Below are 26,916 nucleotides of genomic sequence, written 5' to 3' on the forward strand. Positions count from 1 at the left end.
CAAAGTACTTTTTAATCTTTAAAGAGCTATGCAGGCCCGGCTATAGTCGCTGGCAAATTGCCCCACATCTAACACAAGGATTGCGCAGTGAAAAAACTCTTTAGTGCCTCACTTCTGGCCGCCGGTCTGGCATTGGGTAGCCTGGCTCAGGCCGCGCCGACCCTGCTAAACGTTTCCTACGATGTGATGCGAGATTTCTATAAGGACTACAACACTGCCTTCCAGAAACACTGGCAAGCCGAGCACAACGAAAACATCACCCTGCAGATGTCCTTCGGCGGCTCCAGCAAACAAGCCCGCTCGGTCATCGACGGCCTGCCGGCCGACGTCATCACCATGAACATGGCCACCGACATCAACGCCCTTGCCGACAACGGCAAACTGGTCCCGGAGAATTGGGTCACCCGCCTGCCGAACAACAGCGCACCGTTCACCTCGGCTACCGTATTCATCGTCCGCAAAGGCAACCCGAAAGCCTTGAAAGATTGGCCGGACCTGCTCAAGGACGGCGTGCAAGTCATAGTGCCAAACCCGAAAACCTCCGGGAACGGTCGCTATACCTACCTCTCGGCCTGGGGCTATGTGCTGAAGAACGGCGGTGACGAGAACAAGGCCAAGGAATTCGTCGGCAGGCTGTTCAAGCAAGCCCCGGTCCTCGACACTGGCGGTCGCGCAGCCACCACCACTTTCATGACCAACCAGATCGGCGACGTACTGGTGACCTTCGAAAACGAAGCCGAAATGATTGCCCGCGAATTCGGTCGCGAGCAGTTCGAAGTGATCTACCCAAGCGTTTCCGCCGAAGCCGAGCCGCCAGTGAGCGTGGTCGACAAAGTCGTCGACAAGAAAGGCACCCGCGCCGTGGCCGAACAATACCTGAAGTACCTCTGGTCCCCGGAAGGCCAGGAAATCGCCGCCGCCAACTACCTGCGCCCACGGGACCCTGCGGTGCTGGCCAAATACACCGACCGCTTCCCGAAAGTCGACTTCCTCTCGGTGGAGAAAACCTTCGGTGACTGGCGCACCGTGCAAAAAACCCACTTCAATGATGGCGGGGTTTTTGATCAGATCTACAGCGGGCAGTAAGCGCTGAAGGTCGAGATCTTTAGCGACTGTTCAACCGCTTTCGCGAGCAAGTCGGATCGCCGCACCGCCCCTCCCACGGGTACAACTCAATACCTGTGGGAGCGAGCCTGCTCGCGATGGGGCCGGACCAGCCGACGCACATTCTGATCGATAGCTCCAAACCGGCCATCACTCAGCAAGCACCGCTTCGGCTTCAATCTCGATCAACCACTCCGGCAGCGACAACCCACTGACAATGATCCAGGAAGATGGTGGCGGATTGTCCGGGAAACGCTCACGCAGCACCTTGACGATAGAATCCTGCTCATTGCGAGCCGATTGGGCGATGTAGATTCGCAACATGATCACATGGCTTAAATCCCCTCCCCGCTCAGCCAACAGCTTCTCGATGTTATCGATAGCCGTGCAGCTTTGTTCGAACAGACCAGGCCCAACCGTGCACTCATTGGCATCGACGCCGACCTGACCGGAAAGGAGCAGCCGGCGACCGCCATGCACCTCTACCGCCTGACTGAACCCGTACTGCAACGAGTTGAAAACCGAGGGTGGATTGATCGCAGTCTTCTGCATGTTGCCTCCTGGCAATGGGCTGATCACATACCCTATCCGAAGGCGACCGGTAGTCCCACTCGAAGACAGTCCGCTGAAAAATCCGGAAATACACTGAGGAGGACCGAGAAAAAGCCGCTACCTGAATATCGCGCCTAGTGTCGAACCAGCTTCTCCATCGCCGCATCCGCTAGAAACGAAGAGCGGCTTTTGACGTTGTGCTCACGCACATAACGATCGATACGTTGAATGACGAAACCTGGCAGCGTCACGTTGACCTTCTCGGTTTTGCCGAGATAGGGAGCGATATCCAGTTCCAGCATTCCCCAGCCCATGTCCGCAAAGTCTGGATTGTCACGGTGGACCGCAGCCGAAGTCGGCATGGGAATCGCCTGCCCGTCGGCGGCAATTTCTTGCAGCATGATATGGGCGATTTCGACAGCCGCGTTGTAGGCCTCTTCGAATGTATCGCCTGCGGTCACGGCGCCCGGTATATCGGGGATCTGAATACCGATGGCGGTGTTTTCGTCGCCCCATTCGATACAGATTGGATATTGCATTGCGGTTCTCCTGCAAAACTACCGTCGTACTAAATAAGCCCGGCACGCTTCCTGATGCTTTTGACCGTCCCGATCGGCAAGTCTTTCTTGGGATGGGGGACGGGTAGTGTGTGCGGACTGTAAGGGTGGACGAAGATGTGATGACTGCCGGTGACCCGATCGAGTATCCACCCCGCAGCCTCCAGCTCCTTGATCAATAGCCTGCTCTGCACCACCAGCCTCCTTGCTTCGGCCCGACAAAAATAACTCCAGAGTTACTTTTACTCAAGCATAAAAAATCGAAGCGTGACGTTGTGGTGTTTTACAGGATGTTGAGTGAGCAGAAATGACCGGTTCGCGCTCGGGCGCAGCAGTCGTAAAGACTGCACATGAGGCGGGTCTGACAGAACCGGCTTGCAGGTTTTAGGGCCGCTGCGCGAACGAGCGCGTCCCCGGCCCAGCGCGAGCTTGCTCCCTCGCCACAGGTGCGATGCTCGTCTCCCAAAACAAAACGGCAACCCTGAGGCTGCCGTTTTTGTTTACTGACTGAACTGACGCCCCAGCCCCGACGGCACGCCTTGGATATCCGTCTCTTCCCAAGGCCCGTTCGGGCTGATGGAGCGGCTCCAGCCGTTGTTCCAGCGGTAGTAGGTGCGCTGGCGGTAGAAGGTGTCGGTCTGGTCGTCGAGAACGTAGACGCCCAGCTTGGCATCCCAGTGGCTGTTGCCGCCCGGTGGTGGGGCAAAGCTGGCGGAGGTGCGTGGCAGCGGCTTGGCCGGTTTGGCCGGCGTGGTGGTCGGTTTGCTCGGCGCCTTGGGTGGAACCGGCTGAGTGCTCGGCCCTGACGGTGGAATCGGCGGCATGGGCGCAGGCGTCGGCCGTTGGACCGCGCAAGCGCTTAGACCCAGAACCAGACTGAGCAGGGTGATGCGAGCGATGGCGGTCATAGGCGGTTTCCCTGTTATTTGTCCGGGCTGTCGATGGTCAATTGCTGCTGCGCGGTGGTGCTGCTGGCCAGAGGCTGGCTGCGACCGATCCATTCGCCGGCAGTCGGTTTACCGGCGCGGGAGATGCGCGCAACCAGTTGGACTTCAGGGAAGTTCGACAGTTTCAACTGCGGCATCATCGCGTCGGCATCACCCAGCTCGACAGTCGCCGGCAGATCCGCAACGGTCAGCCGCTTGGCGGCCAAGGGCGCGGGTGGGCCGGAGGTGGCGCGGGCGAAGATGAATACGCTGTCGCCCGGTTGGACCTTGGCTTTGAGGTCCGCCGCCAGATCGACGCGGACCTTGAGCAGCGCTGCGGTTTTCGCCACGACTGCCGGAGCTTGAGCGACTTTGCCGCCGCTCTCCTGCAGTTTCTCGCTGGCCCGGGTGATGCCGCCTTGCAGCGCGGCGCGGGAGCTGTCCTCTGGCGGCAGTTGCGCCAGGAGGCGATTCCAGTACTCGATCGCCTCCTGGTAGCGCTCGCCTTCGAAGGCGGCGATGCCCAGCAGACCGAGGCTGGTGACTTCTTTCGGGTCGGCCTTCAGCGCTTCATCGGTCAAGGCCTGAACCTTGTCCGACCATTTTTTGTTGTCGGCAAAGTACTGCGCCTGAGCCCACTGACCGAGCAGTTCCGGCTGACGACCGGCCACGGCCACGGTGCGCTCGAAGATCTTCGCCGCGTCCGCCGGGCGATCCTGAGCCATATAGGTGCGACCGAGGAAGTACAAGCCTTCAGCCGAATCCGGCTGTGCGGCGACGGCACGCTCAAGACGGCGGGTCATCTCTTCCATCGATTGCGGTGCCTGGGCGAATTCGCGGGTCAGTTCGACCTTGTCGCTGGCGCCATAATGCAGGTACAGGCCAAGGCCCAGCACCGGCACCAAAATGGCCGCGAGCAACGGCGCCGGCTTGCCCAGACGGGAAACCCGTGGGGTCTCGGCGCCTTCGGTGTCGGCCAGCAGTTCACGGGCGGCTTCGGCGCGGCCGGCGTCCATTTGCGCTGAAGTGAGAACGCCTTCTTCCTGCTGAGTTTGCAACTCAGCCACGCGTTCCTGGTAAAGCGCCACGTTCAGCGCGGTACGATCCTCTTCACGCTGGGCACGACGGCCGCGTAAAACCGGGATCAGCAGAAAACTCAGGGCTACCAATAGCAGTAGACCTGCAGCGAGCCAGAAATCAATCATTCTTGGTCTTTATCCAACAGTTGATCGAGGCGCTTGCGCTCCTCGGTGGAAAGCGTGTCCGGGGTGTCGGTGCGCTGTACGCGACGACGGCGGATGATCACCGCAATGATCACTATCCCACCCAGCAGCAGCCCGGCCGGACCGAACCAGAGCACCGCGGTTTTCGAAGTCAGGGCCGGTTTGTAGCGCACGAAGTCGCCATAGCGGTCGACCATGAAGTCGATGATCTGCTGATTGTCCTTGCCCTCGCCAAGCATGCGGAAAATCTCTTTGCGCAAGTCGGCGGCAATCGGCGCGTTGGAATCAGCGATGTCCTGGTTCTGGCATTTGGGGCAGCGCAATTCTTTGGTCAGCTCGCGAAAACGCTCACGATCGGCATCATTGGCGAACTCGTAGGTGTCGATCGCCGCGTGAGCCATGCCGGCGATACTCAGGCCGAAAACGATCGCCGCTAACCAGCGCTTCATGGTTTGGCCTCATCGATCAGTGCCTGATACTTGCCGGCCAGTTTTTCGCGCCAGACCACTTCGTCGATCACCCCGACGAATTTGTCGCGAATGATGCCTTTGGCGTCGATGAAGAAGGTTTCCGGGGCGCCGTAAACGCCAAGGTTCAAGCCCAGGGAGCCCTCCTCGTCACGGATATCCAGCAGGTACGGATTATGGAATTCCTTGAGCCACTTCTGCGCATCGGCATTGACATCCTTGTAGTTGACGCCATAGATCACTACACCCTGCTCGGCCAGTTTATTCAGTACCGGGTGTTCGACCCGGCAGGAAATGCACCAGGTGGCCCAGACGTTGACCAGTGCCGGCTTGCCGAGCAGATCCGCCTGGGTCAACTGCTTGTCACCCTGCACGGTAGGCAGCGAGAAAGCCGGGAACGGCTTACCGATCATTGCCGACGGCAGTTCGGCCGGGTTCAGGAACAGCCCGCGGTAGAGAAACACCGCCACCAGCAGAAACACCGCCAGAGGCAGCAGCATTATCCAGCGCTTCATGCAGCGGCTCCCGACAGGCCCAGAGCTTCGCGCACGCGGCTTTTCACTTTGACCCGATAACGTCGGTCCAATGCCGCCAGCAAACCACCAAGACCGGTGAGCAGGCCGCCGAACCAGATCCAGCGCACGAACGGTTTGACGTGCACCCGCACCGCCCAGGCGCCATCACCCAGGGGTTCGCCGAGGGCGACATACAGGTCACGGGTGAAACCGGCGTCGATCCCGGCTTCGGTCATCACTGAATTCTGCACGGTGTAGAGGCGTTTTTCCGGGTGCAACACGCTGATTTCCTTACCGTCGCGGATCACCCGCACAGTGCCTTTGTCCGAGGTGAAGTTCGGCCCTTCGTAGTGCTTGGCGCCTTCGAAGATAAACTGGTAACCACCCAGGTCCATGGATTCGCCCGGTGCCAGGCGCAGGTCACGCTCGGCGCTGTTCTGGCTCGAAAGCACCACGCCCAGGGCGCAGACAGCGATCCCCAGATGCGCCACCTGCATGCCCCAATAGCTGCGGGTCAGGGTCGGCAGGCCTTTGATCAGGCCTTTGTGCCGAGTCTTGTCGAAGATGTCGCGCACACCCGCCAGCAAGACCCAGGCGGCGAGCATGAAGGTCGCCAGCACCGCCCAGTTGAAATCGCCATAGGCGATGCCGGCCACCACGGCCAGCGCCGCGCTGCCGAGCAAGACCGGGGTCAGCATGCTCAACAGCCATTTGACTGGTGTGTCTTTCCAGCGCACCAGCATGCCGACCGCCATCACCACCATCAACAAGGCCATCAAGGGGATGAACAGCGCATTGAAGTACGGCGGGCCGACCGACAGCTTGGCGCCGGTCATGGCATCGAGGATCAGCGGGTACAGGGTGCCGAGCAGAATCATCGAGGCCGCAACCACCAACACCAGGTTGTTGCCCAGCAGCAGGGTTTCGCGCGACCACAGGTTGAAACCGACATGGCTCTTGACCACCGGTGCACGCAAGGCAAACAGCGTCAACGAACCGCCGACCACGAACAGCAGGAAGATCAGGATGAACACCCCGCGTTCCGGATCGGAGGCGAAGGCATGCACCGAGGTCAGTACACCGGAACGCACCAGGAAGGTTCCCAGCAGGCTCAAGGAGAACGCGGCGATGGCCAGCAGCACGGTCCAGCTTTTGAACACGCCACGTTTTTCGGTAACGGCCAGCGAGTGAATCAGCGCGGTACCCACCAGCCAAGGCATGAAGGAAGCGTTTTCCACCGGGTCCCAGAACCACCAGCCGCCCCAGCCGAGTTCGTAGTAGGCCCACCAGGAGCCGAGGGTGATGCCGATGCCGAGGAACGCCCAGGCAACAATGGTCCATGGCCGCGACCAGCGCGCCCAGGCCGCATCCAGTCGGCCGCCGAGCAATGCGGCGATGGCGAAAGCGAAGGCCACGGAGAAACCGACATAACCCATGTAGAGCATCGGTGGGTGGACGATCAGGCCGATATCTTGCAACAGCGGGTTGAGGTCACGACCATCGGTAGGTATTTGCGGCAGGATGCGCGCGAACGGGTTGGAGGTGAGGATCAGGAACAGCAGGAAGCCGGTGCTGATCATGCCCATCACCGCCAGCACCCGCGCCAGCATCACTTGCGGCAACTGCCGGGAGAACACCGATACCGCGAAGGTCCAGCCACCGAGGATCAGCGCCCAGAGCAGCAACGAACCTTCGTGGGCACCCCATACGGCGCTGAACTTGTAGTACCAGGGCAACGCACTGTTGGAGTTGCTGGCGACATAGTCGACGGAAAAATCGTCGGTCATGAAGGCGTAGGTCAGGCAACCGAAGGCGAAGGTCAGAAAGGCAAATTGGCCCCATGCGGCAGGCTGGGCCAGGCCCATCCACATCCGGTCACCGCGCCAGGCACCGAGCAACGGCACCACGGCTTGCACCAGCGCAAAACACAGCGCCAGTATCATCGCCAGGTGGCCCAGTTCGGGAATGAAGATTCCAGACGTCATCGGTTAACCCTCTTTGACTGGTGTCGGTGCCGATTGACCACTGTCTTGCAGGGCCTTGGTCACTTCCGGTGGCATGTATTTTTCATCGTGTTTGGCCAGCACTTCATCGGCCACTACCACGCCATCAGCGTTGATTTTGCCGAGGGCGACGATGCCCTGCCCTTCACGGAACAGGTCCGGGAGGATGCCGCGGTAGGTGATGGTGACGGACTTGCTGAAGTCGGTGACGACGAATCGCACGTCCAGGGAATCCCCGGAGCGCTGCAGCGACCCCTTCTCGACCATGCCGCCGGCACGGATGCGCGTGTCTTGCGGTGCCTCGCCGTTGGCGATCTGGGTCGGGGTGTAGAACAGATTGATGTTCTGCTGCAAGGCGCTCAAGGCCAGGCCGACAGCAGCGCCGACTCCGACCAGAAGCGCGAGAATAATCATTAGACGCTTTTTACGCAGCGGATTCACTTACCGTTCTCCCGGCGCAGACGACGCGCCTCTTGTTGCAGATAACGCTTGCGGGCCAGGATCGGCGCCGCGACGTTGAGGGCCAGCACTGCAAAGCAGATGCCATAGGCTGACCAGACATACAGGCCGTGATGGCCCATGGCGAGAAAATCGCCGACTGAGGTAAAACTCATCGGGCGACCTCCAGTGTGTTCAGCACCTGGGCCTTGACCCAACTGCTGCGGGCTTCACGCTTGAGCACTTCGAGGCGCATGCGCAGCAATAGCACAACGCCGAAGAAACAGTAGAAACCCAGTACTGTCAGCAGCAGCGGCAACCACATCTCGGCGGGCATCGCCGGTTTCTCGGTGAGGCTGAATGTCACACCTTGATGCAGTGTGTTCCACCACTCTACAGAGTATTTGATGATCGGAATGTTGATCACCCCGACAATCGCCAACACCGCGCAGGCCTTGGCCGCGCTATCACGATTACTGATGGCGTTGCCCAGGGCAATGAGACCGAAGTACAGAAACAGCAGAATAAGCATGGACGTTAGTCGTGCATCCCAGACCCACCACGAGCCCCAGGTCGGTTTGCCCCAGATGGCCCCGGTGACCAGCGCCACCACGGTCATCCAGGCGCCGATCGGCGCTGCGCATTGCAGAGCGACGTCGGCCAGTTTCATCTTCCACACCAGCCCGACAATGCCGCACACGGCCAGCATCACGTAGCAGGACTGCGCCAGCATGGCGGCCGGGACGTGAATGTAGATGATCCGAAAACTGTCGCCTTGCTGGTAGTCCGGTGGTGCGAAGGCCAGGCCCCAGACCGTGCCTATGCCGATCAGCAGTACCGCGGCCACACTTAGCCAGGGCAGCATTCTGCCGCTGATACCATAAAACCACTTGGGCGAGCCGAGCTTATGAAACCAAGTCCAGTTCATTGCTGTTTCCATCACGGTTGCTTTTCGTCAGCACGAAAAGCCAGGGTCTGCCTTTTTTCAATAAAAAGTGATCAAAAAATGACCAGACCTCATTATTATTCGCCGACGCTTATCTTCAGGCCAGCAGCTATTGCAAAAGGTGTCAGGGTTACCGCCAGGGCGGTCAGGCTGCCAAGCCAGAGCAGGTAACCGGTTGCCGGCATGCCCTGCAATGCCGCCTGCAAGGCGCCACTGCCAAGAATCAGTACCGGGATGTACAACGGCAGAATCAACAGTGCCAGCAACAAGCCACCACGTTTCAATCCCACCGTCAGCGCCGCGCCCACCGCACCGAGCAAACTCAGTACCGGTGTACCGAGCAGCAACGACAGCAGCAACACCGGCAGACAAGCGGCCGGTAAACCGAGCATCAAGGCCAGCAAGGGTGCGAGCAAAACCAGTGCCAGGCCGGAAAACGCCCAGTGTGCCAGTACCTTGGCCAAAACAAGAAGAGGCAGGGGGTGCGACGAAAGGACCCACTGCTCCAGCGATCCGTCTTCGAAATCACTGCGGAAGAGCCCGTCCAGCGAGAGCAGGACGGACAATAAGGCCGCTACCCAGACCAGTCCCGGAGACAAGGTTTGCAACAATTGAGTCTCCGGACCGACCGCCAACGGAAACATTGCAACCACTATTGAGAAGAAAACCAGCGGATTGGCCAGCTCGGCCGGACGCCGAAACAACAACCGCGCCTCACGGGCAACCAGTAGTCCGAAAACACTCATTCGGCCTGGCCCCCAAGGTATAAGCCCAAATCGATGTCGCGATAACTGGCAGGCATGCGCTTCAAGGTATGGTGAGTGGTTAACACCACCATACCACCCTGCTCACAGTGAACGGCCAGGTGCTCTTCGAGCTGCGCCACGCCTTGCTTGTCGAGGGCGGTGAAGGGTTCGTCGAGGATCCACAGCTTCGGGCTGTCCAGATAGAGCCGAGCCAGCGCCACGCGGCGTCGCTGACCGGCGGACAGGGTGTGACAGGGTACATCCTCGAATCCGCGCAGACCTACCGAATCCAGCGCCTTCCAGATCGCCTCATGGCCGGCCGGCTGATGCAGGGCGCAGAGCCAGCTGAGGTTTTCTTCAGGTGTCAGCAAATCCTTGATCCCGGCGGCGTGGCCGATCCACAACAGGTTATGCGCCTGATCGGTACGCTGCGCTTTCAAGGGCTGGCCGTTGAGCAAGACCTGGCCCGCGGTCGGCTGCATGAGACCGGCCAGCAAACGCAGCAGGCTGGTCTTGCCACTGCCGTTGGGGCCGCTGATCTGCAACATGTCACCGCCCGCCAGACGCAATTCGAGGTTTTCGAAGAGCATCCGCCAGTCTCGCTCACAGGCGAGGGCTATGGCTTCTAGAAGTGGGCTGGTCAAGAGATCGCGGGCCTTTACGGTTCAAGTCGGCGGTAGAGCGGCCGTTAAAGTGATGCAGAGTAAATGCATTGGCGGCCTGTTCTAGAGAGCTGCGTCAAACATTTGCGATGTTTTCAGCGCGCCCTTGATAACGGGGCGGCATTATACATGTCATGTCCTGATCCAAAGAGGGCAATTTCGACAGGGTGTGACCCGATGACCGGCGAAATGAACATCCTCCCGCTACCGCAGCCAGCTCCCGGCGCCACGCGCCCGACCGCGGTGAGTGGCGAGTTGCTCAAGCTGCTGCAACCGCTGGAAGGCCTGATTGGCGCCGGACAGACCGCCAGGGCCGAAGTGCTGTCGCTGAAACAGGCTGATCAGACGTTCCAGTTGCTGCTCAAGCTGACACTCGACAACGGCCGCCAGACCACCGTCCAGGCCACCAGTAACCAGCCCCTGCCCGAAGGCACGAACCTGGCGGTGAGCCAGCCGTCGGCCGGAAAACTGGCGATCAGCGTGCAGCAAGCCATCGCCTCCAGCGTCGCCACCCTCACCCGCCTGGATACTTCGAGACTGCCGGTCGGCAGTTTGCTCCAGGGCAAGGTCCTGACCACTCAGTTACTGCCCCAGACCGCAGGCCAACCCGCGGTTTATCGCTCGCTGGTGAGCCTGCTCAATACCGCCTTGAGCGGCAGCACCTTGAGCATCGACAGCCCGCAACCGCTGCGCATCGCCAGCCTGCTTAGCGCCATCGTCCAGGGCTCACAAGAGCTGAGCTTCGTGCCTCTGAGCGGTCGTCAGGAACAGCTGGCTGTGGCGCAACAACTGATCAGCCAACAGAGCCGCCAGGGCTCGCTGGAAGGGTTGTTGAACGCCTTGCAGAATCAGACCTCAGCCAGCACTACATCTGCCGATGTGCGCGCCGCCATCGACAAGTTGCTCAGCGGTTTACCCGACGCCCAACAGTTGAGCACGCCAAAAGGCCTGGCCCAGGCGCTGGCCAACAGCGGCCTGTTCCTGGAAGCGAAGTTGCTCGCCGGACAGAACCCGGCGCTGACCCCGGACATCAAAGGCAACCTGCTGCGCCTGATCGGGCAAATGGCCCCCGGCCTGCCGGCCAACACCCACTTCAACGCGCTCATTGCCGCCAACACCCTGGCCCAGGCGTTGCCGAGTTTTGTCCGCAGCGCCCTCGGCACCCTTGGCCAGGTCAGCGCCAAACCCCACCCCGGTGGTTTCCCGCTGCCTTCGCGCTTGCTGCAAAGCCTGGACGGCGAAGGTGATCTGGAACACTTGCTGCGCCTGGCCGCCGCCGCGGTGTCGCGCCTGCAAAGCCATCAACTGTCGAGCCTGGAGCAGACCGGCCTCACCGCCGAGGGCAACCTGCAAAGCACCTGGCAGCTGGAAATCCCCATGCGCAACCTGCAGGACATCGTGCCGCTGCAGCTCAAGTTTCAGCGAGAGGAAATACCCGAGAAAGCACCGAAGGAAAAACACCCGGAACGCGAATCCAAACAACTATTGTGGCGAGTCGAACTGGCATTCGCCATGGAGCCGCTGGGGCCGCTGCAGATCCAGGCACAACTGGTTCAAGGCCGGCTGTCCGGCCAGCTGTGGGCCGAGCGGCCCTATACCGCGAGCCTGATCGAGAACCACTTGAGCGGGCTGCGTGAGCGCCTCGTAGCGTCCGGCCTGAACGTCGGTGATCTAGACTGCCACCTCGGCACACCCCCCCAAGGCGCACAAACCCGCCTCGAACAACGCTGGGTCGATGAAACCGCATGAAAAACCCCAACCCACCCCGCCAGGCCATCGCCCTCAAATACGACGGCCAGCACGCACCGACCCTCACCGCCAAAGGTGACGACGAACTGGCCGAAGCCATCCTGAAAATCGCCCGCGACTACGAAGTGCCGATCTACGAAAACGCCGAGTTGGTGAAGCTGCTGGCGCGGATGGAACTGGGGGACAGTATTCCGGAAGAGTTGTACCGGACCATTGCCGAAATCATTGCCTTTGCCTGGAACCTGAAAGGCAAGTTTCCGGAAGGACATGATCCGAATGCCCCTATGGTGGAGCGGGATGTGACGGATCAGGGGGAAGACTACTAGGCGAGAGAGATGTTGGCCCTAACGTCGCCATCGCGGGCAAGTCGCATCGCCGCTCCCACAGGGTAATGTGTTGCATCAGCTTACCCGCGAAAACGATGACACGGTGCATCAGTAACACAGCGAACCCTGTGGCGAGGGGGCTTGCCCCCGCTGGGCTGCAGAGCAGCCCTGAAACCTGCGATTGCGCTCTTCCAGAAAAATGGAATCAGCCGCTTTACGACTGCTGCGCAGCCGAACGGGGGCAAGCCCCCTCGCCACAGTTGTTCGCCCGCAGCCAGACTCGCGTCGATGCCTTTAGTTTCTGTGCACCTTGCTCATCAACTCGGCTTCGGCCTGGGTCAATCCGCAGGACTGGGTCAGTTCGTCGACGCTGGCGCCCATTCCCACCAGGCGCGCGGCCTGGGCGAATGAGAGGCTGGTCGGGTCGCGCTGCTCCAGTCGGGCCAGTTTGTCCGGCAACGGCTCGACCACCGCCCGCAGTTCATGCAGGGCTTCACCCATCCGCACGTTGCCATTCTGGTAATCGTCGACGCGCTTGCCCAGGTCCTTGATGCGTTGATCGCGCAGCGCATCGGCCTGGGCTTGCTCCTGGGCCTTGACCATGGCGGCTTGCCGCTGCCGCATGGCGTAGGCCAGGAACAGTCCCAGGGTCGTTACCCAGAGGACGCCCAGGACAATCACAGCCACCTCAAGAATCAATCAGATTTGCTCCAGGTCCGACCATTCTTCTTCGCTCATCATCTTGTCCAGCTCGACCAGAATCAGCAGTTCGCCGTTCTTGTTGCACACGCCCTGGATGAACTTGGCCGATTCCTCGTTACCGACGTTAGGCGCGGTTTCGATTTCCGACTGACGCAGGTAAACCACTTCCGCCACGCTGTCGACCATGATCCCGACCACTTGCTTGTCGGCTTCGATGATCACGATACGGGTGTTGTCGCTGATCTCGGCGTTCATCAGGCCGAAGCGCTGACGGGTGTCGATCACGGTGACCACGTTGCCGCGCAGGTTGATGATGCCCAGCACATAGGCTGGCGCACCCGGCACTGGCGCGATCTCGGTGTAACGCAAGACTTCCTGAACGCGCATCACATTGATGCCGTAGGTTTCATTGTCCAGCTTGAAGGTCACCCATTGCAGGATCGGATCTTCGGAACTCTGTAGAGACGACGACTTATTCATACCCCTGACCCCTCAAAAAACCGTTTAAAACGGTGTGTGTTCTGTCTGGCCACACTCAAGGTGCAGCCTGTTGTTTGGTTATGCAGGTTTGTTCGTCGGCTTGCTGACGGGCAGCTGCTTCGCCCCGCCGCTGGCAATCAATTCGGCCAGTTCAGAGACATCCAGCAGCGCGCACATGTGCTCAATCACCGTACCGGCCAGCCATGGACGCTGACCACGATGGCTGCGCCATTTGATTTCGTTCGGGTCCAGGCGCAGGGAACGGCTGACCTGATGCACCGCCAGCCCCCATTCATAGCCCTGAACCGAGATCACGTATTGCAGGCCCTGACGGAAATCATCGCGGTAGCGATCCGGCATGACCCAGCGCGCGGTATCCAGCACTTTCAGGTTGCCGGCCTGGCTCGGCAGAATCCCGAGGAACCACTCCGGCTGGCCGAACAGCGGCGTTAGTTCGTGGCCGGCCAGGGAATAAATCGAACCCAGGCAAACCAACGGTACTGCCAGGGTCAGGCCGGCCACATCGAACAGCAGGCATTCGAACGGCTCGGCAGCCCAGGACGGCCGGCCGTCGCTCTCCACGGGTGGCGGCGTGTTGCTCGGCGGCAAATGGACTTCGACCACCGGCGAGACCAAGGCTTGCACCTGCGCCGCAACCGGAGCCAGCGGAGCAACGACGGTGAGCATCGGCGCGGGCGCTTCCAGCACCGGCACCGCGACCGACGGCGGCGCAACGGCAGCACCAACCGGGACAACCACGCTCTGCTGCCGCGCATCTCGAGCCTGCTCTTCAAGCACCGCCGCCTGGAACTCATCCAGCGTGTCGTGCGCCGTCACCCGCTCGGGCAACGGTTCGACTATCAGCTCGAGCTCTTCGGTGGCGTCCTGCAGCAACGCATCCAGATAGGACTGCAGCGCCAGTTGCGGCCGAGAGGTGATTTTTACCGGCCGGTTCATTGGAACACTCCTACAAAAGCTGCGTCCGACCCCGGTCCCGTAGAAAGAAGCCTCATCTCAAGCCACCTGCGGCACAAGTTGTTGCGCCAGCAGGTGCTTGAGCAATGACCGATAGGCCAGAACCCCACGGCTCTTGCCGTCGAACTGCGAAGGCGTCAGCCCGGCCCGGCTGGCATCGCGCAACCGGGTATCGACCGGAATGTAACCTTGCCAGATGTCCTCGGGGTACATGTCACGCAGTACCCGCAAGGTGCCGAGAGACGCTTGGGTCCGGCGGTCGAACAGGGTTGGCACGATGCTGAAGGGCAACGCCTGCTTGCGCGAACGATTGATCATTGCCAGGGTGTTGACCATGCGCTCCAGGCCTTTCACCGCCAGGTGCTCGGTCTGTACCGGGATCACCAACTGCTGGCTGGCCGCCAAGGCATTGACCATCAGCACGCCGAGCAACGGCGGGCTGTCGATCAGCGCGTAATCGAAATCCTGCCACAACTGCGCGAGGCTCTTGGCGATCACCAGGCCCAGGCCGCTCTGGCCCGGCGACTGACGCTCGAGGGTAGCCAGCGCGGTGCTCGAAGGCAGCAGGGAAATGCGTTCGTCACTGGTCGAAAGCAGCAACTGGCCGGGCAACCCCGCCGGCACACTGCCCTTGTGCAGGAACAGGTCGTAGCAGCTGTGTTCAAGGGTGTCGGGGTCGTAGCCGAAGTAGCTGGTCATGGAGCCGTGGGGGTCGAGATCGACCACGACCACGCGCTTGCCCGCCTCGGCCAGCAAACCGGCTAAAGCGATGGAACTGGTGGTTTTACCAACACCACCTTTTTGATTGGCGACTGCCCAGACTCTCATTCGGATTGTTCCTCCCGGTCGAACAGGCTCAACCGAGAAATGGCGCTACGTTATAGAGCCGGTGACGGAGAATTGACGGCACTCCCACGCCCCAGCGACTTTACAGGCGTCGGTGCAGTTTGTGTGCCAGCACGCTTCAACGCGGCATCCGGCGTGGCATTCGCCGCCCCGGTAGCGGTCAGGCTGCGGCGTACGTCGAGATTGCGCGACACCACCAGCACCACCCGCCGATTGCGCGCACGACCTTCGGCAGTGGCATTGTTGGCCACTGGCTGAAACTCGCCGTAACCCACTGAGGCCAGACGGCCGGGGTTCACCCCCTGCATGGCCAGCATGCGCACGATGCTGGCCGAGCGAGCCGAAGACAGCTCCCAGTTGGTCGGGTATTGGGAGGTGCGGATCGGCTGGTCATCGGTAAAGCCTTCGACGTGAATCGGGTTTTCAAAGGGTTTGAGAATGACCGCGACCTTATCGATGATATTGAATGCGATATCGCTGGGCATCGCGTCGCCGCTGCCGAACAGCAGGCTGGAATTGAGTTCGATCTCCACCCACAGCTCGTTGCCACGGATGGTCATCTGCTTGGAGCTGAGCAGGTCGCCGAACGCCGCGCTGATGTCATCGGCAATCGACTTCAGCGGGTCATTGCTCGCCTCGGCAATGCCGGCATCGGTTTGCTCGCTGTCCTTGACCAGGGGTTGCGCCGGGGTGACCGTCTTTGCTCGCTCGTCGCCTATCGGAATCGGCTTGAGGGCCCGGTCCGAGTCGGTGAACACGCCAATCAACGCCTCGGAAATCACCTTGTACTTGCCTTCGTTGACCGACGAAATCGAATACATGACGACAAAGAAGGCGAACAGCAGGGTAATGAAGTCCGCGTAGGACACCAGCCAGCGTTCGTGGTTGATGTGTTCTTCAGGTTGGCGACGACGAGCCATAATCCATTACCCCCATCAGTCCATGAAGCCCTGAAGCTTCAACTCAATGGAACGAGGATTCTCCCCTTCGGCAATCGACAGGATTCCTTCAAGCAACATTTCGCGATAACGCGACTGGCGCATGGCTATCGACTTGAGCTTACTGGCAATCGGCAACAGCAGCAGGTTGGCGCTGGCAACACCGTAGATAGTCGCGACGAAGGCCACGGCGATCCCGCTGCCCAGTTGCGAAGGGTCGGCCAGGTTGCCCATGACATGGATCAAGCCCATGACCGCGCCGATGATGCCGATAGTCGGCGCATAGCCGCCCATGCTTTCAAAGACTTTGGCGGCTTCGATATCGCGGCTTTCCTGGGTGTAGAAATCCACCTCGAGAATGCTGCGAATCGCTTCCGGCTCGGCACCGTCGACCAGCAACTGCAGGCCTTTTCGCGAGTAGTTGTCGGGTTCGGCATCGGCCACCCCTTCCAGCCCTAGCAAACCTTCCTTGCGCGCCGTCAGGCTCCAGTTGACCACCCGATCGACGCCCCCGGCCAGATCGATCCGTGGGGGAAAGATGATCCACACCAGGATCTGCATCGAACGCTTGAAGGCGCTCATCGGCGCCTGCAACAACGCCGCGCCGATGGTCCCGCCAATCACGATCAAGGCCGCCGGGCCGTTGGCCAGCGCACCAAGATGACCGCCTTCCAGGTAGTTGCCGCCAATGATCGCGACAAACGCCAGAATGATCCCGATGAGGCTTAGTACATCCATCAGAGACAGGCCTCGACCAGATGCTTGCCAATCTCGTCCAGGCTGTACACGGCGTCCGCGAGGTCAGCCTTGACGATCGCCATCGGCATGCCGTAGATCACGCAACTGGCTTCGTCCTGAGCCCAGATCGCGCTGCCGCCCTGCTTGAGCAGACGCGCGCCTTCGCGACCGTCGGCACCCATGCCGGTGAGCACCACCGCCAGAACTTTGTCACCGTAGGATTTGGCCGCCGAACCGAAGGTGATGTCCACGCACGGTTTGTAGTTCAGGCGTTCGTCGCCCGGGAGGATTTTCACCGCGCCACGCCCGTCGATCATCATCTGTTTGCCACCGGGAGCCAGCAACGCCAGGCCCGGACGCAGAATGTCACCGTCCTCGGCTTCCTTGACGCTGATCCGGCACAGCTTGTCCAGACGTTCGGCGAAGGCCTTGGTGAAGGCCGCCGGCATGTGCTGGACCAGCACGATCGGCGCCGGGAAGTTTGCCGGTAATTGAGTCAGCACCCGCTGCAACGCGACCGGACCGCCGGTGGACGTACCAATCGCCACCAGCTTGTAGGCTTTGCGTTTCGGTGCCGGCGAGCTCGGGCTGGCCGCTGGCATGCGAGCAGGCATCGGCGTGGGAGCCGGACGTGCCGGCACACTGCTGCCCAGACTGCTGATCGCGGGTGACGGAGCCGGTGTAGCGACGGGTTGCGGGACCGCAGCGCTGCTGTAGGCATTCAAACGCCGATTGCTGCGCGAAAGGCTGAGAACCTTCTCGCACAGCAGTTGCTTGACCTTCTCGGGATTGCGCGAGATGTCTTCGAAATTCTTCGGCAGGAAGTCCACCGCACCGGCATCCAGCGCATCGAGGGTGACCCGGGCGCCTTCATGGGTCAGCGAGGAGAACATCAATACCGGGGTCGGGCAGCGCTGCATGATGTGCCGCACGGCCGTGATGCCATCCATCATCGGCATCTCGTAGTCCATGGTGATCACGTCCGGCTTGAGGGCCAGGGCCTGATCGATCGCCTCTTTACCGTTAGTCGCCGTACCGACGACCTGGATATTCGGATCCGCTGAAAGAATTTCCGAGACGCGGCGGCGGAAAAAACCCGAATCATCCACCACCAGGACCTTGACTACCATAAACACTCCGTTAGGCAGGGCGGGGCAAGACCGCCCCGCACCAGCAGAATCAAAAACGCCGCGTGGCGTAACGCTTGAGCATGCTCGGGACATCGAGAATCAAGGCGATGCGGCCGTCACCGGTAATGGTGGCGCCGGACATGCCCGGGGTTCCCTGGAGCATTTTGCCCAATGGCTTGATGACCACTTCTTCCTGGCCGACCAGTTGATCGACGACAAAGCCGATCCGCTGGGTGCCCACCGAAAGGATCACCACATGGCCTTCACGCTGCTCTTCATGAGCGGCGGAAGCGACCAGCCAGCGCTTGAGGTAAAACAGTGGCAGCGCCTTGTCGCGCACAATCACCACTTCCTGGCCGTCGACCACGTTGGTACGCGACAGGTCGAGATGGAAGATCTCGTTGACGTTGACCAGCGGGAAGGCGAAGGCCTGATTGCCGAGCATGACCATCAGCGTCGGCATGATCGCCAGGGTCAACGGCACCTTGATGACGATCTTCGAGCCCTGGCCCTTGGTCGAGTAGATGTTGATCGAACCGTTGAGCTGGGAAATCTTGGTTTTCACCACGTCCATGCCCACGCCACGACCAGACACGTCGGAAATCTCGGTCTTGGTCGAGAAGCCCGGGGCAAAAATCAGGTTGTAGCACTCGGTGTCGCTCAGACGATCGGCGGCATCCTTGTCCATCACCCCGCGTTTCACCGCGATGGCGCGCAGGACATTCGCGTCCATGCCCTTGCCGTCATCGGAAATCGACAACAGGATGTGGTCGCCTTCCTGCTCCGCCGCCAGAATCACCTTGCCGCAACGGGGCTTGCCCGAGGCTTCGCGCTCTTCCGGCGATTCGCAACCGTGGTCGACCGCGTTGCGCACCAAGTGGACCAGCGGGTCGGCCAGGGCCTCGACGAGGTTCTTGTCGAGGTCGGTTTCTTCACCCACCAGCTCCAGGGCGATCTCTTTCTTCAGCTGACGCGCCAGGTCGCGGACCAGGCGCGGGAAGCGGCCGAAGACTTTTTTGATCGGCTGCATGCGGGTTTTCATCACCGCGGTCTGCAGATCGGCCGTCACCACGTCGAGGTTCGACACGGCTTTGGACATGGCTTCATCGCCGCTGTTGAGACCCAGGCGCACCAGGCGGTTACGCACCAGTACCAGTTCGCCGACCATGTTCATGATCTCGTCCAGCCGCGCGGTATCGACCCGCACAGTGGTCTCGGCTTCGCTGGCCGGTTTTTCCGCGGGTGGCGAAGCCGGTGCCCGGGCAGGTGCAGCCGCCGCGACAGGCTTTGGTGCTGCAGGTTCAGGTGCTTTGGCAACAGGCTTGGCCACCGGCTTGACGACCGGCGCGGCCACTGCAGCGGGAGAGGCAGAACCTGCACCGACTTCAGTGAACTTGCCTTTGCCGTGCAATTCGTCGAGCAGCGATTCGAACTCATGATCGGAAATCAGATCACTGCCCGCCGCTAACGCGCTCGGCGCGGCCGGAGCCGGTACCGCAGCGATAGCCGATTCCAGGGCCTCGACCGCGAAGGTGCCTTTGCCGTGCAACTGGTCGAGCAGCGCTTCGAATTCGTCGTCGGTAATTTCGTTGCTGGCCGCCGCGACTGTTGGGGCTGCAGGCTCGGCCGGTTCGGCGAGTGCGTCGACCGCGAACTGGCCCTTGCCGTGCAACTGATCGAGCAACGACTCGAACTCGGCGTCGGTGATTTCATCGCTGCCAGCCGCTACGGGTGCCGCTGCAGGTGCCTCGGCCTGGGACTTCACCGCATTGAGCGAGTCGAGCAGCAGTTCGAATTCGTTATCCGTGACGTCGCCCGAATCGCTCTCGGCAACGGGTTCGGCACTGACTTCAACCGCCGGTGCTGCCTCGGCAGTGGAAGGCTCGGCAAGACGCGCCAGAGCCGCCAACAACTCGGGTGTTGCAGCAGTAACCGGGGTGCGTTCACGGACTTCAGTGAACATCCCGTTCACCGCATCCAGCGCTTCCAGAACCACGTCCATCAATTCCGAGTCGACCCGTCGCTCACCCTTGCGCAGGATGTCGAAGACGTTCTCGGCGATGTGACAGCACTCCACCAGCTCATGGAGCTGGAGGAAGCCGGCGCCCCCTTTTACAGTGTGAAAACCGCGAAAGATTGCATTGAGCAAATCCGCATCATCGGGTCGGCTCTCAAGCTCGACCAGCTGTTCGGACAGTTGCTCAAGAATCTCGCCGGCCTCAACCAGGAAATCCTGAAGGATCTCTTCATCGGCGCCGAAGCTCATGTGTATGGGTGCTCCTACTAGGTCGGCCTAAAATCCAAGGCTGGAAAGCAAATCGTCTACATCGTCCTGACCGGACACAACGTCTTCACGTTTATCGGCATGAATCTGCGGACCTTCACCCTGAGACAGATGTTTTTCTGGATCTTTTTCCGCGAGGATCGCTTCACGGTCATGTTCAATGCCGGCAAAACGGTCGACCTGACTGGCCATCAGCACCAGTTTGAGCAGATTGCTTTCGACTTCCGTGACCAACTGGGTCACGCGCTTGATTACCTGACCGGTAAGGTCCTGGTAATCCTGCGCCAGCAGGATGTCGTTGAGGTTGCCCGAGACGATACGATTCTGTTGCTCGCTGCGCGTCAGGAAACCGTCGACCCGCCGGGCCAGTTCGCGAAACTCTTCGGCACCGACTTCGCGGCGCATGAAACGGCCCCAGTCGGCACTCAAGGCCTGGGCGTCATTGCTCAGGCCATTGACCAGCGGCGTACTGTTCTCGACCAGATCCATGGTGCGGTTGGCTGCAGCCTCGGTCAGCCTGACAACATAAGACAAACGCTCAGTGGCATCCGTGATCTGGGACACTTCCTTGGCTTGCGGCATGTTCGGGTCAATCTGAAAATTGACGATCGCACTATGCAGTTCGCGGGTGAGCTTGCCGACTTCCTGGTACAGGCCGCGATCACGGGTCTGGTTGAGCTCATGGATCAATTGCACCGCGTCGCCGAATTGGCCTTTTTCAAGGCTGTCGACCAGTTCGCGGGCGTGTTTTTTCAGAGTCGATTCAAAATCGGCCTGTGAAGTTTCGTAATGCTCCATAGCTCCCCCCGTGGCAAATTCCGTCAACCAATGCGTTCGAAGATTTTTTCAATCTTGTCTTTCAACGCCTGGGCCGTGAAGGGTTTGACCACATAGCCGTTCACTCCGGCCTGGGCAGCTTCGATGATTTGTTCACGCTTGGCTTCGGCCGTGACCATCAGAACCGGCAGGTGCTTGAGTCTTTCATCGGCACGCACGTGACGCAGCAGGTCGATACCGGTCATGCCAGGCATGTTCCAGTCGGTTACCAGAAAGTCGATGCTCCCGCTGTTGAGGACTGGAATCGCGGTAGTACCGTCATCCGCCTCGACCGTGTTGGTGAACCCAAGGTCACGCAACAGGTTTTTTATGATCCGCCGCATCGTTGAGAAGTCATCAACGATGAGGATTTTCATGTTCTTGTCCAATTCGACCTCCAAGCAGTCTTAAACGCGCCCAGCACCTGGACACGCCACTCAATCATTTTGACGTCACACTCAACGGCTGCATGGAGTACAAAGGGCCGCGACCGGTGCAGCAAAAACGCCGTACCAGCCTCGTTCGCAGTGTCCCCACACTGCCTGTCAGCGCGCTCGCCACTCCCCCAAACGCCCCCGCAAGCGGGCCGCGCACTGGCTGTGTAACTGGCTGACCCGCGATTCGCTGACCCCCAGGACCTCACCGATTTCCTTGAGGTTCAGCTCTTCGTCGTAGTACAGCGCCAAGACCAGTCGCTCACGCTCCGGCAAATTGGCAATCGCGTCCGCCAACGCAGCCTGGAAACGCTCGTCTTCCAGGTCGCGCGACGGCTCGAGATGAGCACTCGCGCCATCTTCGTGCAGCCCTTCATGCTCGCCGTCCTGCAACAGATCGTCGAAACTGAACAGCCGGCTGCCCAAGGTGTCGTTCAAAATCCCGTAATAATCGTCGAGACTCAATTGGAGTTCGGCCGCAACCTCGTGATCTTTAGCGTCGCGACCGGTTTTAGCTTCAATTGAGCGAATGGCATCACTGACCATCCGGGTATTGCGGTGTACCGAACGCGGCGCCCAGTCACCTTTACGCACCTCATCGAGCATCGCCCCACGAATACGGATACCGGCATAGGTTTCGAAACTCGCACCCTTGCTGGCGTCGTACTTGGTCGAGACCTCGAGCAGGCCGATCATCCCGGCCTGGATCAGATCCTCGACCTGCACACTGGCCGGCAGACGCGCCAGCAAGTGGTAGGCAATCCGCTTGACCAATGGCGCGTAACGCTCGATCAGTTCGTACTGGCCGTCACGTGCCGAGGACTTGTAAAGGTTGTAGCCGCTGGCTGTCATAGCACCGGTCCTGCCGTTTGATGCACCAGCCGCTCGACGAAGAATTCCAGATGCCCGCGCGGATTGGCCGGCAATGGCCAGGTATCGACTTTCTGCGCGATGGCCTTGAACGCCAGCGAGCACTTGGAGCGCGGGAATGCTTCGTAGACTGCACGCTGCTTTTGCACGGCCTTGCGCACACACTCGTCGTAGGGCACCGCACCGACGTATTGTAAGGCCACGTCGAGGAAGCGATCAGTGACCTTGGTCAACTTGGCGAACAGGTTGCGCCCTTCCTGCGGGCTCTGCGCCATGTTGGCGAGCACCCGGAAGCGGTTCATGCCGTAATCGCGATTGAGCAGTTTGATCAGTGCGTAGGCGTCAGTGATCGACGTCGGTTCGTCGCAGACCACCAGCAAGACTTCCTGGGACGCGCGCACGAAACTCACCACCGACTCACCAATCCCGGCGGCGGTGTCGATCACCAGCACGTCGAGGTTGTCGCCGATATCGCTGAACGCCTGGATCAGCCCGGCATGCTGCGCCGGGCTCAGGTGCACCATGCTCTGCGTGCCGGACGCCGCCGGGACGATGCGGATTCCGCCCGGTCCCTGCAGCAGCACATCGCGCAGCTCACAGCGCCCCTCGACCACATCGGCCAGAGTGCGTTTGGGTGTCAGCCCCAACAAAACGTCGACATTCGCCAGCCCCAGATCGGCGTCCAGCAGCATGACGCGCCGGCCGAGCTCCGCTAGAGCCAGGGACAAGTTCACTGACACGTTAGTCTTCCCGACGCCACCTTTGCCGCCGGTCACCGCGATCACCTGTACGGGATGCATGCTGCCCATGTTCTTTCTTTACCTTGTCTTGCTTAGACGGAGGCCACATAACTGGCTGCGCGTTCCCACTGGAACAATGCATGGCAGACCATCGATGTAGGTACACTGCAATCTATTCATGATTACCTCAGCCGACGCGTTTGGTCGGGCTGTGGTAGAGATCAGCGAACATATCAGCCATGGCTTCTTCGCTGGGTTCTTCCTGCATCTGCACACTCACCGCGCGACTGACCAATTGATGGCGACGCGGCAAATGCAGATCATCCGGGATTCGCGGCCCATCGGTCAGATAGGCAACGGGTAACTGGTGACTGATCGCCAGGCTCAACACTTCGCCCAGACTCGCGGTTTCATCCAGTTTAGTCAGGATGCAACCGGCCAGCCCGCAGCGTTTGTAACTGTGATAAGCAGCGGTTAGAACCTGTTTCTGGCTGGTGGTTGCCAGCACCAGAAAGTTTTTTGACTTGATCCCGCGCCCAGCCAGACTCTCCAGTTGCATGCGCAACGCCGGATCGCTGGCCTGAAGGCCGGCGGTATCGATCAACACCACACGCTTGCGCAGCAGCGGATCGAGGGCCTGGGCCAGGGACTGACCCGGGTCGAGGTGGGTCACCGGCACATTGAGGATGCGGCCCAGGGTCTTGAGTTGTTCCTGGGCACCAATCCGATAGCTGTCCATGCTCACCAGCGCGATATGCTGCGCGCCATACTTGAGCACATAACGCGCCGCCAGCTTGGCCAGGGTAGTGGTCTTGCCCATGCCGGCCGGGCCGACCATGGCGATCACCCCGCCCTCTTCCAGCGGCTCGATCTCCGGTGTGGCAATCATCCGCGCCAGGTGCGCCAACAGCATGCGCCAGGCCTGACGAGGCTCTTCAATTTCAGTAATCAGTGCCAGCAGATCGCGCGACAGCGGCCCGGATAAGCCGATGCGTTGCAAACGACGCCAGAGATTGGCCTGCTGTGGCCGGCTGCCTTGCAACTGGTTCCAGGCCAGCGAGCCCAACTGTACTTCCAGCAGTTCACGCAGGCCGTTGAGTTCGAAGCGCATCGAGTCGAACGCCCGTTGATCCACCGAAGGCGCAGCCGGTGCCGGCGCCGGACGCGGCGGCTCGACGAAGGTCGGCTCGATCAGGGGTTCGGCGGCGGTCAGCGGCAAACCGGCGAACAACTGGCGATTGATCGTCGAATCGCCATCGCCACGCAGGCTCAGTTCCGCCTGGGCGGTGACAATCCGCGACTGGGTTTTGCGCAGCTCGTCTTCGAGTTCGATATTCGGCACGCGTGGAGCCAGCGCGGACAGCTTGTAATCGAGGGCAGCCGTCAGCTCGACCCCGCCGGCGATCCGGCGGTTACCGATAATAGCGGCATCGGCGCCCAGCTCATCGCGAACCAGCTTCATGGCCTGACGCATATCGGCGGCGAAAAAACGCTTCACTTGCATAACCCACTACCTCAGCCGTTGGGCCCTACTGTCGCAACGATGGTCACTTGCTTGTTGTCAGGAATTTCCTGATACGCCAACACATGCAAACCCGGGACTGCCAGCCGTCCGAACCGCGAGAGCATCGCGCGGACCGGACCTGCTACCAGCAGTATCACCGGTTGACCCTGCATTTCCTGACGCTGCGCCGCATCGATCAACGAGCGCTGCAGTTTCTCGGCCATGCTTGGCTCCAGCAGAACGCCCTCTTCCTGACCTTGTCCTGCCTTCTGCAAACTATTGAGCAATATCTGTTCCAACCTTGGCTCAAGGGTGATCACAGGCAGCTCCGACTCAAGCCCTACAATGCTTTGGACGATGGCACGCGACAATCCGACGCGCACCGCGGCAACCAACGCGGCAGTATCTTGACTCTTGTTGGCATTGTTCGCGATGGCTTCGGCGATGCTGCGGATATCGCGCACCGGTACCTGCTCGGCCAACAGCGACTGCAGCACCTTGAGCAGTTGCGACAGCGACAGAATGCCCGGCACCAACTCCTCCGCAAGCTTAGGCGAGCCTTTGGCCAACAACTGCATGAGTTGCTGGACTTCTTCGTGGCCAATCAGCTCGCTGGAATGCTTGTACAGAATCTGGTTGAGGTGGGTAGCGACCACCGTGCTGGCGTCCACCACCGTGTACCCCAGCGATTGCGCCTGGGATCGCTGGCTGACCTCGATCCACACCGCCTCCAGACCGAAGGCCGGATCTTTGGCGGTGATGCCATTGAGCGTGCCGAAGACCTGCCCCGGATTGATCGCCAGTTCGCGATCCGGGTAGATCTCGGCCTCGGCCAGGATCACGCCCATCAGGGTCAGGCGATAGGCGCTGGGCGCCAGGTCGAGGTTGTCGCGAATATGCACAGTCGGCATCAGGAAACCGAGGTCCTGGGAGAGCTTTTTGCGCACTCCCTTGATCCGCGCCAGCAACTGGCCGCCCTGGTTGCGGTCCACCAGTGGAATCAGCCGGTAGCCGACTTCCAGGCCGATCATGTCGATAGGGGTCACGTCATCCCAGCCCAGCTCCTTGGTTTCCTGGGCGCGGGCAGGCGATGGCAGCAGCTCCTGCTGGCGCTGGACCTCTTGCAGCGCCTGGACCTTGACGACGTTCTGCTTCTTCCAGAACAGATAAGCGCCGCCGGCCGCCACGGCCGCCATGCTGAGAAAGGAAAAGTGCGGCATGCCCGGCACCAGGCCCATCACCGCCATCATGCCGGCGGCCACGGCCAGAGCCTTGGGCGAGGCAAACATCTGCCGGTTGATCTGCTTGCCCATGTCCTCGGAACCGGAAGCACGGGTCACCATGATCGCCGCGGCGGTCGACAGCAACAGTGATGGCAATTGCGCCACCAAACCGTCACCGATAGTCAGCAGTGCGTACACCTTGCCTGCATCGCCGAACGTCATGCCGTGCTGAAAGATACCGACTGCCATGCCGCCGATCAGGTTGATGAACAGAATCAGCAGACCGGCGATGGCATCACCGCGAACGAATTTGCTGGCACCGTCCATGGAACCGTAGAACTCGGCTTCCTGAGCCACTTCCATACGGCGCGCCTTGGCCTGGACCTGATCGATCAGGCCAGCGTTCAAGTCGGCGTCGATGGCCATCTGCTTGCCCGGCATTGCATCGAGGGTGAAGCGCGCGCTCACCTCGGAAATCCGCCCGGCACCCTTGGTCACCACCACAAAGTTGATGATCATCAGAATCGCGAAGACCACGATACCAACCACGTAGTTACCGCCGATCACCACCTCGCCGAAGGCCTGGATCACCTTGCCCGCGGCGGCATGGCCGTCCTGGCCGTGGAGCATCACCACCCGGGTCGAGGCCACGTTCAGGGCCAGACGCATCAAGGTGGCGACCAACAGAATCGTCGGAAACACCGCAAAATCCAGCGGCCGCAAGGCGTAGACGCAGACCAGCAACACGACGATCGACAAAGCAATGTTGAAGGTAAAAAACACATCGAGCAGGAACGGCGGGATCGGCAACATCATCATCGCCAGCATGACCAACAGCAACAGCGGCACGCCCAGATTGCCTCGACTGAGGTCTGCCAGGTTGCTGCGAGCACTGTTGACTAACTGAGAGCGATCCACCGGTATTTCCCCGTCCCTTGAAGCAAACTTTTGACGCCGAATGCAGGCGCAAAGCCGCTACTGCAAGAAGCCTTCCAACTTTTGCGCGGGTGGAAAAAAGTGGG

30 protein-coding genes are annotated in these 26,916 nt (G+C 60.5%); 3 read left to right on the forward strand and 27 right to left on the reverse strand.

What is annotated here, in order from left to right:
* The first annotated feature begins 87 nt into the window (after positions 1-87).
* Entirely contained in the window at positions 88-1,086 is a 999-nt protein-coding gene (locus tag F8N85_RS14690) for a sulfate ABC transporter substrate-binding protein (RefSeq protein ID WP_150804287.1), read from the forward strand.
* A 168-nt stretch (positions 1,087-1,254) separates the two neighbouring features.
* On the opposite strand, the gene F8N85_RS14695 is transcribed toward F8N85_RS14690, so the two are convergent.
* The 13 genes from F8N85_RS14695 to ccmA form a co-directional block, all read right to left on the reverse strand.
* Positions 1,255-1,656: a RidA family protein gene (locus tag F8N85_RS14695; RefSeq protein WP_150804288.1), complete on the reverse strand. Its 402-nt coding sequence runs from the start codon at positions 1,654-1,656 to the stop codon at positions 1,255-1,257.
* Between the two features lie 134 nt (positions 1,657-1,790).
* Entirely contained in the window at positions 1,791-2,195 is a 405-nt protein-coding gene (locus F8N85_RS14700) for a type II toxin-antitoxin system HicB family antitoxin (RefSeq protein WP_150804289.1), read from the reverse strand.
* A gap of 29 nt (positions 2,196-2,224) precedes the next feature.
* Complete coding sequence (locus F8N85_RS14705; protein WP_150804290.1) at positions 2,225-2,407, reverse strand: type II toxin-antitoxin system HicA family toxin; 183 nt, start codon at positions 2,405-2,407, stop codon at positions 2,225-2,227.
* Positions 2,408-2,713: 306 nt separating this feature from the next.
* The gene (locus tag F8N85_RS14710; RefSeq protein WP_150804291.1) at positions 2,714-3,121 is read right to left on the reverse strand and encodes a hypothetical protein; all 408 of its coding nucleotides are present in this window, start codon (positions 3,119-3,121) and stop codon (positions 2,714-2,716) included.
* Positions 3,122-3,135: 14 nt separating this feature from the next.
* Complete coding sequence (gene ccmI, locus F8N85_RS14715) at positions 3,136-4,344, reverse strand: c-type cytochrome biogenesis protein CcmI (RefSeq protein ID WP_150804292.1); 1,209 nt, start codon at positions 4,342-4,344, stop codon at positions 3,136-3,138.
* On the reverse strand, positions 4,341-4,811 hold the full coding sequence (locus F8N85_RS14720; RefSeq protein WP_150804293.1) for a cytochrome c-type biogenesis protein: 471 nt from the start codon (positions 4,809-4,811) through the stop codon (positions 4,341-4,343). The genes ccmI and F8N85_RS14720 overlap by 4 nt, the downstream gene beginning before the upstream one ends.
* Positions 4,808-5,344, reverse strand: coding sequence for a DsbE family thiol:disulfide interchange protein (locus tag F8N85_RS14725; RefSeq protein WP_150804294.1), 537 nt, complete (start codon positions 5,342-5,344; stop codon positions 4,808-4,810). The genes F8N85_RS14720 and F8N85_RS14725 overlap by 4 nt, the downstream gene beginning before the upstream one ends.
* Positions 5,341-7,329 (reverse strand): heme lyase CcmF/NrfE family subunit, encoded by a 1,989-nt coding sequence (locus tag F8N85_RS14730; RefSeq protein WP_150804295.1) that lies wholly within the window; start codon positions 7,327-7,329, stop codon positions 5,341-5,343. The genes F8N85_RS14725 and F8N85_RS14730 overlap by 4 nt, the downstream gene beginning before the upstream one ends.
* 3 nt (positions 7,330-7,332) lie before the next feature.
* A complete protein-coding gene (gene ccmE / locus F8N85_RS14735; protein ID WP_150804296.1) occupies positions 7,333-7,788 on the reverse strand; it encodes a cytochrome c maturation protein CcmE in 456 nt (151 codons plus the stop codon).
* A complete protein-coding gene (ccmD, locus tag F8N85_RS14740) occupies positions 7,785-7,961 on the reverse strand; it encodes a heme exporter protein CcmD (protein ID WP_150804297.1) in 177 nt (58 codons plus the stop codon). The genes ccmE and ccmD overlap by 4 nt, the downstream gene beginning before the upstream one ends.
* Positions 7,958-8,713: a heme ABC transporter permease gene (locus F8N85_RS14745; protein ID WP_150804298.1), complete on the reverse strand. Its 756-nt coding sequence runs from the start codon at positions 8,711-8,713 to the stop codon at positions 7,958-7,960. Before F8N85_RS14745 ends, ccmD begins: the two co-directional genes overlap by 4 nt.
* 95 nt (positions 8,714-8,808) lie before the next feature.
* Positions 8,809-9,477: a heme exporter protein CcmB gene (gene ccmB, locus F8N85_RS14750; protein WP_150804299.1), complete on the reverse strand. Its 669-nt coding sequence runs from the start codon at positions 9,475-9,477 to the stop codon at positions 8,809-8,811.
* Positions 9,474-10,067, reverse strand: coding sequence for a cytochrome c biogenesis heme-transporting ATPase CcmA (ccmA, locus tag F8N85_RS14755; RefSeq protein ID WP_412072492.1), 594 nt, complete (start codon positions 10,065-10,067; stop codon positions 9,474-9,476). The genes ccmB and ccmA overlap by 4 nt, the downstream gene beginning before the upstream one ends.
* 249 nt (positions 10,068-10,316) lie before the next feature.
* On the opposite strand from ccmA, the gene F8N85_RS14760 reads away from it, so the two are divergent.
* Positions 10,317-11,888: a flagellar hook-length control protein FliK gene (locus F8N85_RS14760; protein ID WP_150804301.1), complete on the forward strand. Its 1,572-nt coding sequence runs from the start codon at positions 10,317-10,319 to the stop codon at positions 11,886-11,888.
* A complete protein-coding gene (locus tag F8N85_RS14765) occupies positions 11,885-12,214 on the forward strand; it encodes an EscU/YscU/HrcU family type III secretion system export apparatus switch protein (protein ID WP_150804302.1) in 330 nt (109 codons plus the stop codon). The genes F8N85_RS14760 and F8N85_RS14765 overlap by 4 nt, the downstream gene beginning before the upstream one ends.
* Before the next feature lie 294 nt (positions 12,215-12,508).
* On the opposite strand, the gene F8N85_RS14775 is transcribed toward F8N85_RS14765, so the two are convergent.
* The 14 genes from F8N85_RS14775 to flhA form a co-directional block, all read right to left on the reverse strand.
* Entirely contained in the window at positions 12,509-12,913 is a 405-nt protein-coding gene (locus F8N85_RS14775) for a DUF2802 domain-containing protein (protein WP_150804303.1), read from the reverse strand.
* Positions 12,914-13,396, reverse strand: a complete 483-nt coding sequence (locus F8N85_RS14780) for a chemotaxis protein CheW (protein ID WP_150804304.1) — start codon at positions 13,394-13,396, stop codon at positions 12,914-12,916.
* A 78-nt stretch (positions 13,397-13,474) separates the two neighbouring features.
* Positions 13,475-14,353 carry a CheW domain-containing protein gene (locus tag F8N85_RS14785; RefSeq protein ID WP_150804305.1) on the reverse strand — a complete coding sequence of 293 codons (879 nt, stop codon included), beginning with the start codon at positions 14,351-14,353 and terminating at the stop codon, positions 13,475-13,477.
* A gap of 57 nt (positions 14,354-14,410) precedes the next feature.
* Positions 14,411-15,199, reverse strand: coding sequence for a ParA family protein (locus F8N85_RS14790; RefSeq protein ID WP_150804306.1), 789 nt, complete (start codon positions 15,197-15,199; stop codon positions 14,411-14,413).
* Positions 15,200-15,249: 50 nt separating this feature from the next.
* Entirely contained in the window at positions 15,250-16,137 is an 888-nt protein-coding gene (motD, locus tag F8N85_RS14795; RefSeq protein WP_150804307.1) for a flagellar motor protein MotD, read from the reverse strand.
* A gap of 15 nt (positions 16,138-16,152) precedes the next feature.
* Entirely contained in the window at positions 16,153-16,893 is a 741-nt protein-coding gene (locus F8N85_RS14800; RefSeq protein WP_150804308.1) for a flagellar motor protein, read from the reverse strand.
* On the reverse strand, positions 16,893-18,023 hold the full coding sequence (locus tag F8N85_RS14805) for a protein-glutamate methylesterase/protein-glutamine glutaminase (protein ID WP_150804309.1): 1,131 nt from the start codon (positions 18,021-18,023) through the stop codon (positions 16,893-16,895). Before F8N85_RS14805 ends, F8N85_RS14800 begins: the two co-directional genes overlap by 1 nt.
* A gap of 49 nt (positions 18,024-18,072) precedes the next feature.
* Positions 18,073-20,289: a chemotaxis protein CheA gene (locus tag F8N85_RS14810; RefSeq protein ID WP_150804310.1), complete on the reverse strand. Its 2,217-nt coding sequence runs from the start codon at positions 20,287-20,289 to the stop codon at positions 18,073-18,075.
* Positions 20,290-20,316: 27 nt separating this feature from the next.
* Complete coding sequence (locus F8N85_RS14815) at positions 20,317-21,105, reverse strand: protein phosphatase CheZ (RefSeq protein WP_150804311.1); 789 nt, start codon at positions 21,103-21,105, stop codon at positions 20,317-20,319.
* Between the two features lie 23 nt (positions 21,106-21,128).
* Positions 21,129-21,500, reverse strand: coding sequence for a chemotaxis response regulator CheY (locus F8N85_RS14820; RefSeq protein ID WP_191636184.1), 372 nt, complete (start codon positions 21,498-21,500; stop codon positions 21,129-21,131).
* 168 nt (positions 21,501-21,668) lie between these two features.
* A complete protein-coding gene (gene fliA, locus F8N85_RS14825) occupies positions 21,669-22,409 on the reverse strand; it encodes an RNA polymerase sigma factor FliA (protein ID WP_150804313.1) in 741 nt (246 codons plus the stop codon).
* A complete protein-coding gene (fleN, locus tag F8N85_RS14830; protein WP_150804314.1) occupies positions 22,406-23,236 on the reverse strand; it encodes a flagellar synthesis regulator FleN in 831 nt (276 codons plus the stop codon). The genes fliA and fleN overlap by 4 nt, the downstream gene beginning before the upstream one ends.
* Positions 23,237-23,354: 118 nt before the next feature.
* On the reverse strand, positions 23,355-24,671 hold the full coding sequence (flhF, locus tag F8N85_RS14835; RefSeq protein ID WP_150804315.1) for a flagellar biosynthesis protein FlhF: 1,317 nt from the start codon (positions 24,669-24,671) through the stop codon (positions 23,355-23,357).
* Between the two features lie 11 nt (positions 24,672-24,682).
* Positions 24,683-26,812, reverse strand: a complete 2,130-nt coding sequence (flhA, locus tag F8N85_RS14840) for a flagellar biosynthesis protein FlhA (RefSeq protein WP_150804316.1) — start codon at positions 26,810-26,812, stop codon at positions 24,683-24,685.
* Between the last annotated feature and the right edge of the window lie 104 nt (positions 26,813-26,916).

The sequence above is a fragment of the Pseudomonas fluorescens genome, from assembly GCF_902497875.1.
GTDB classification, from domain to species: Bacteria; Pseudomonadota; Gammaproteobacteria; order Pseudomonadales; family Pseudomonadaceae; genus Aquipseudomonas; species Aquipseudomonas fluorescens_BR.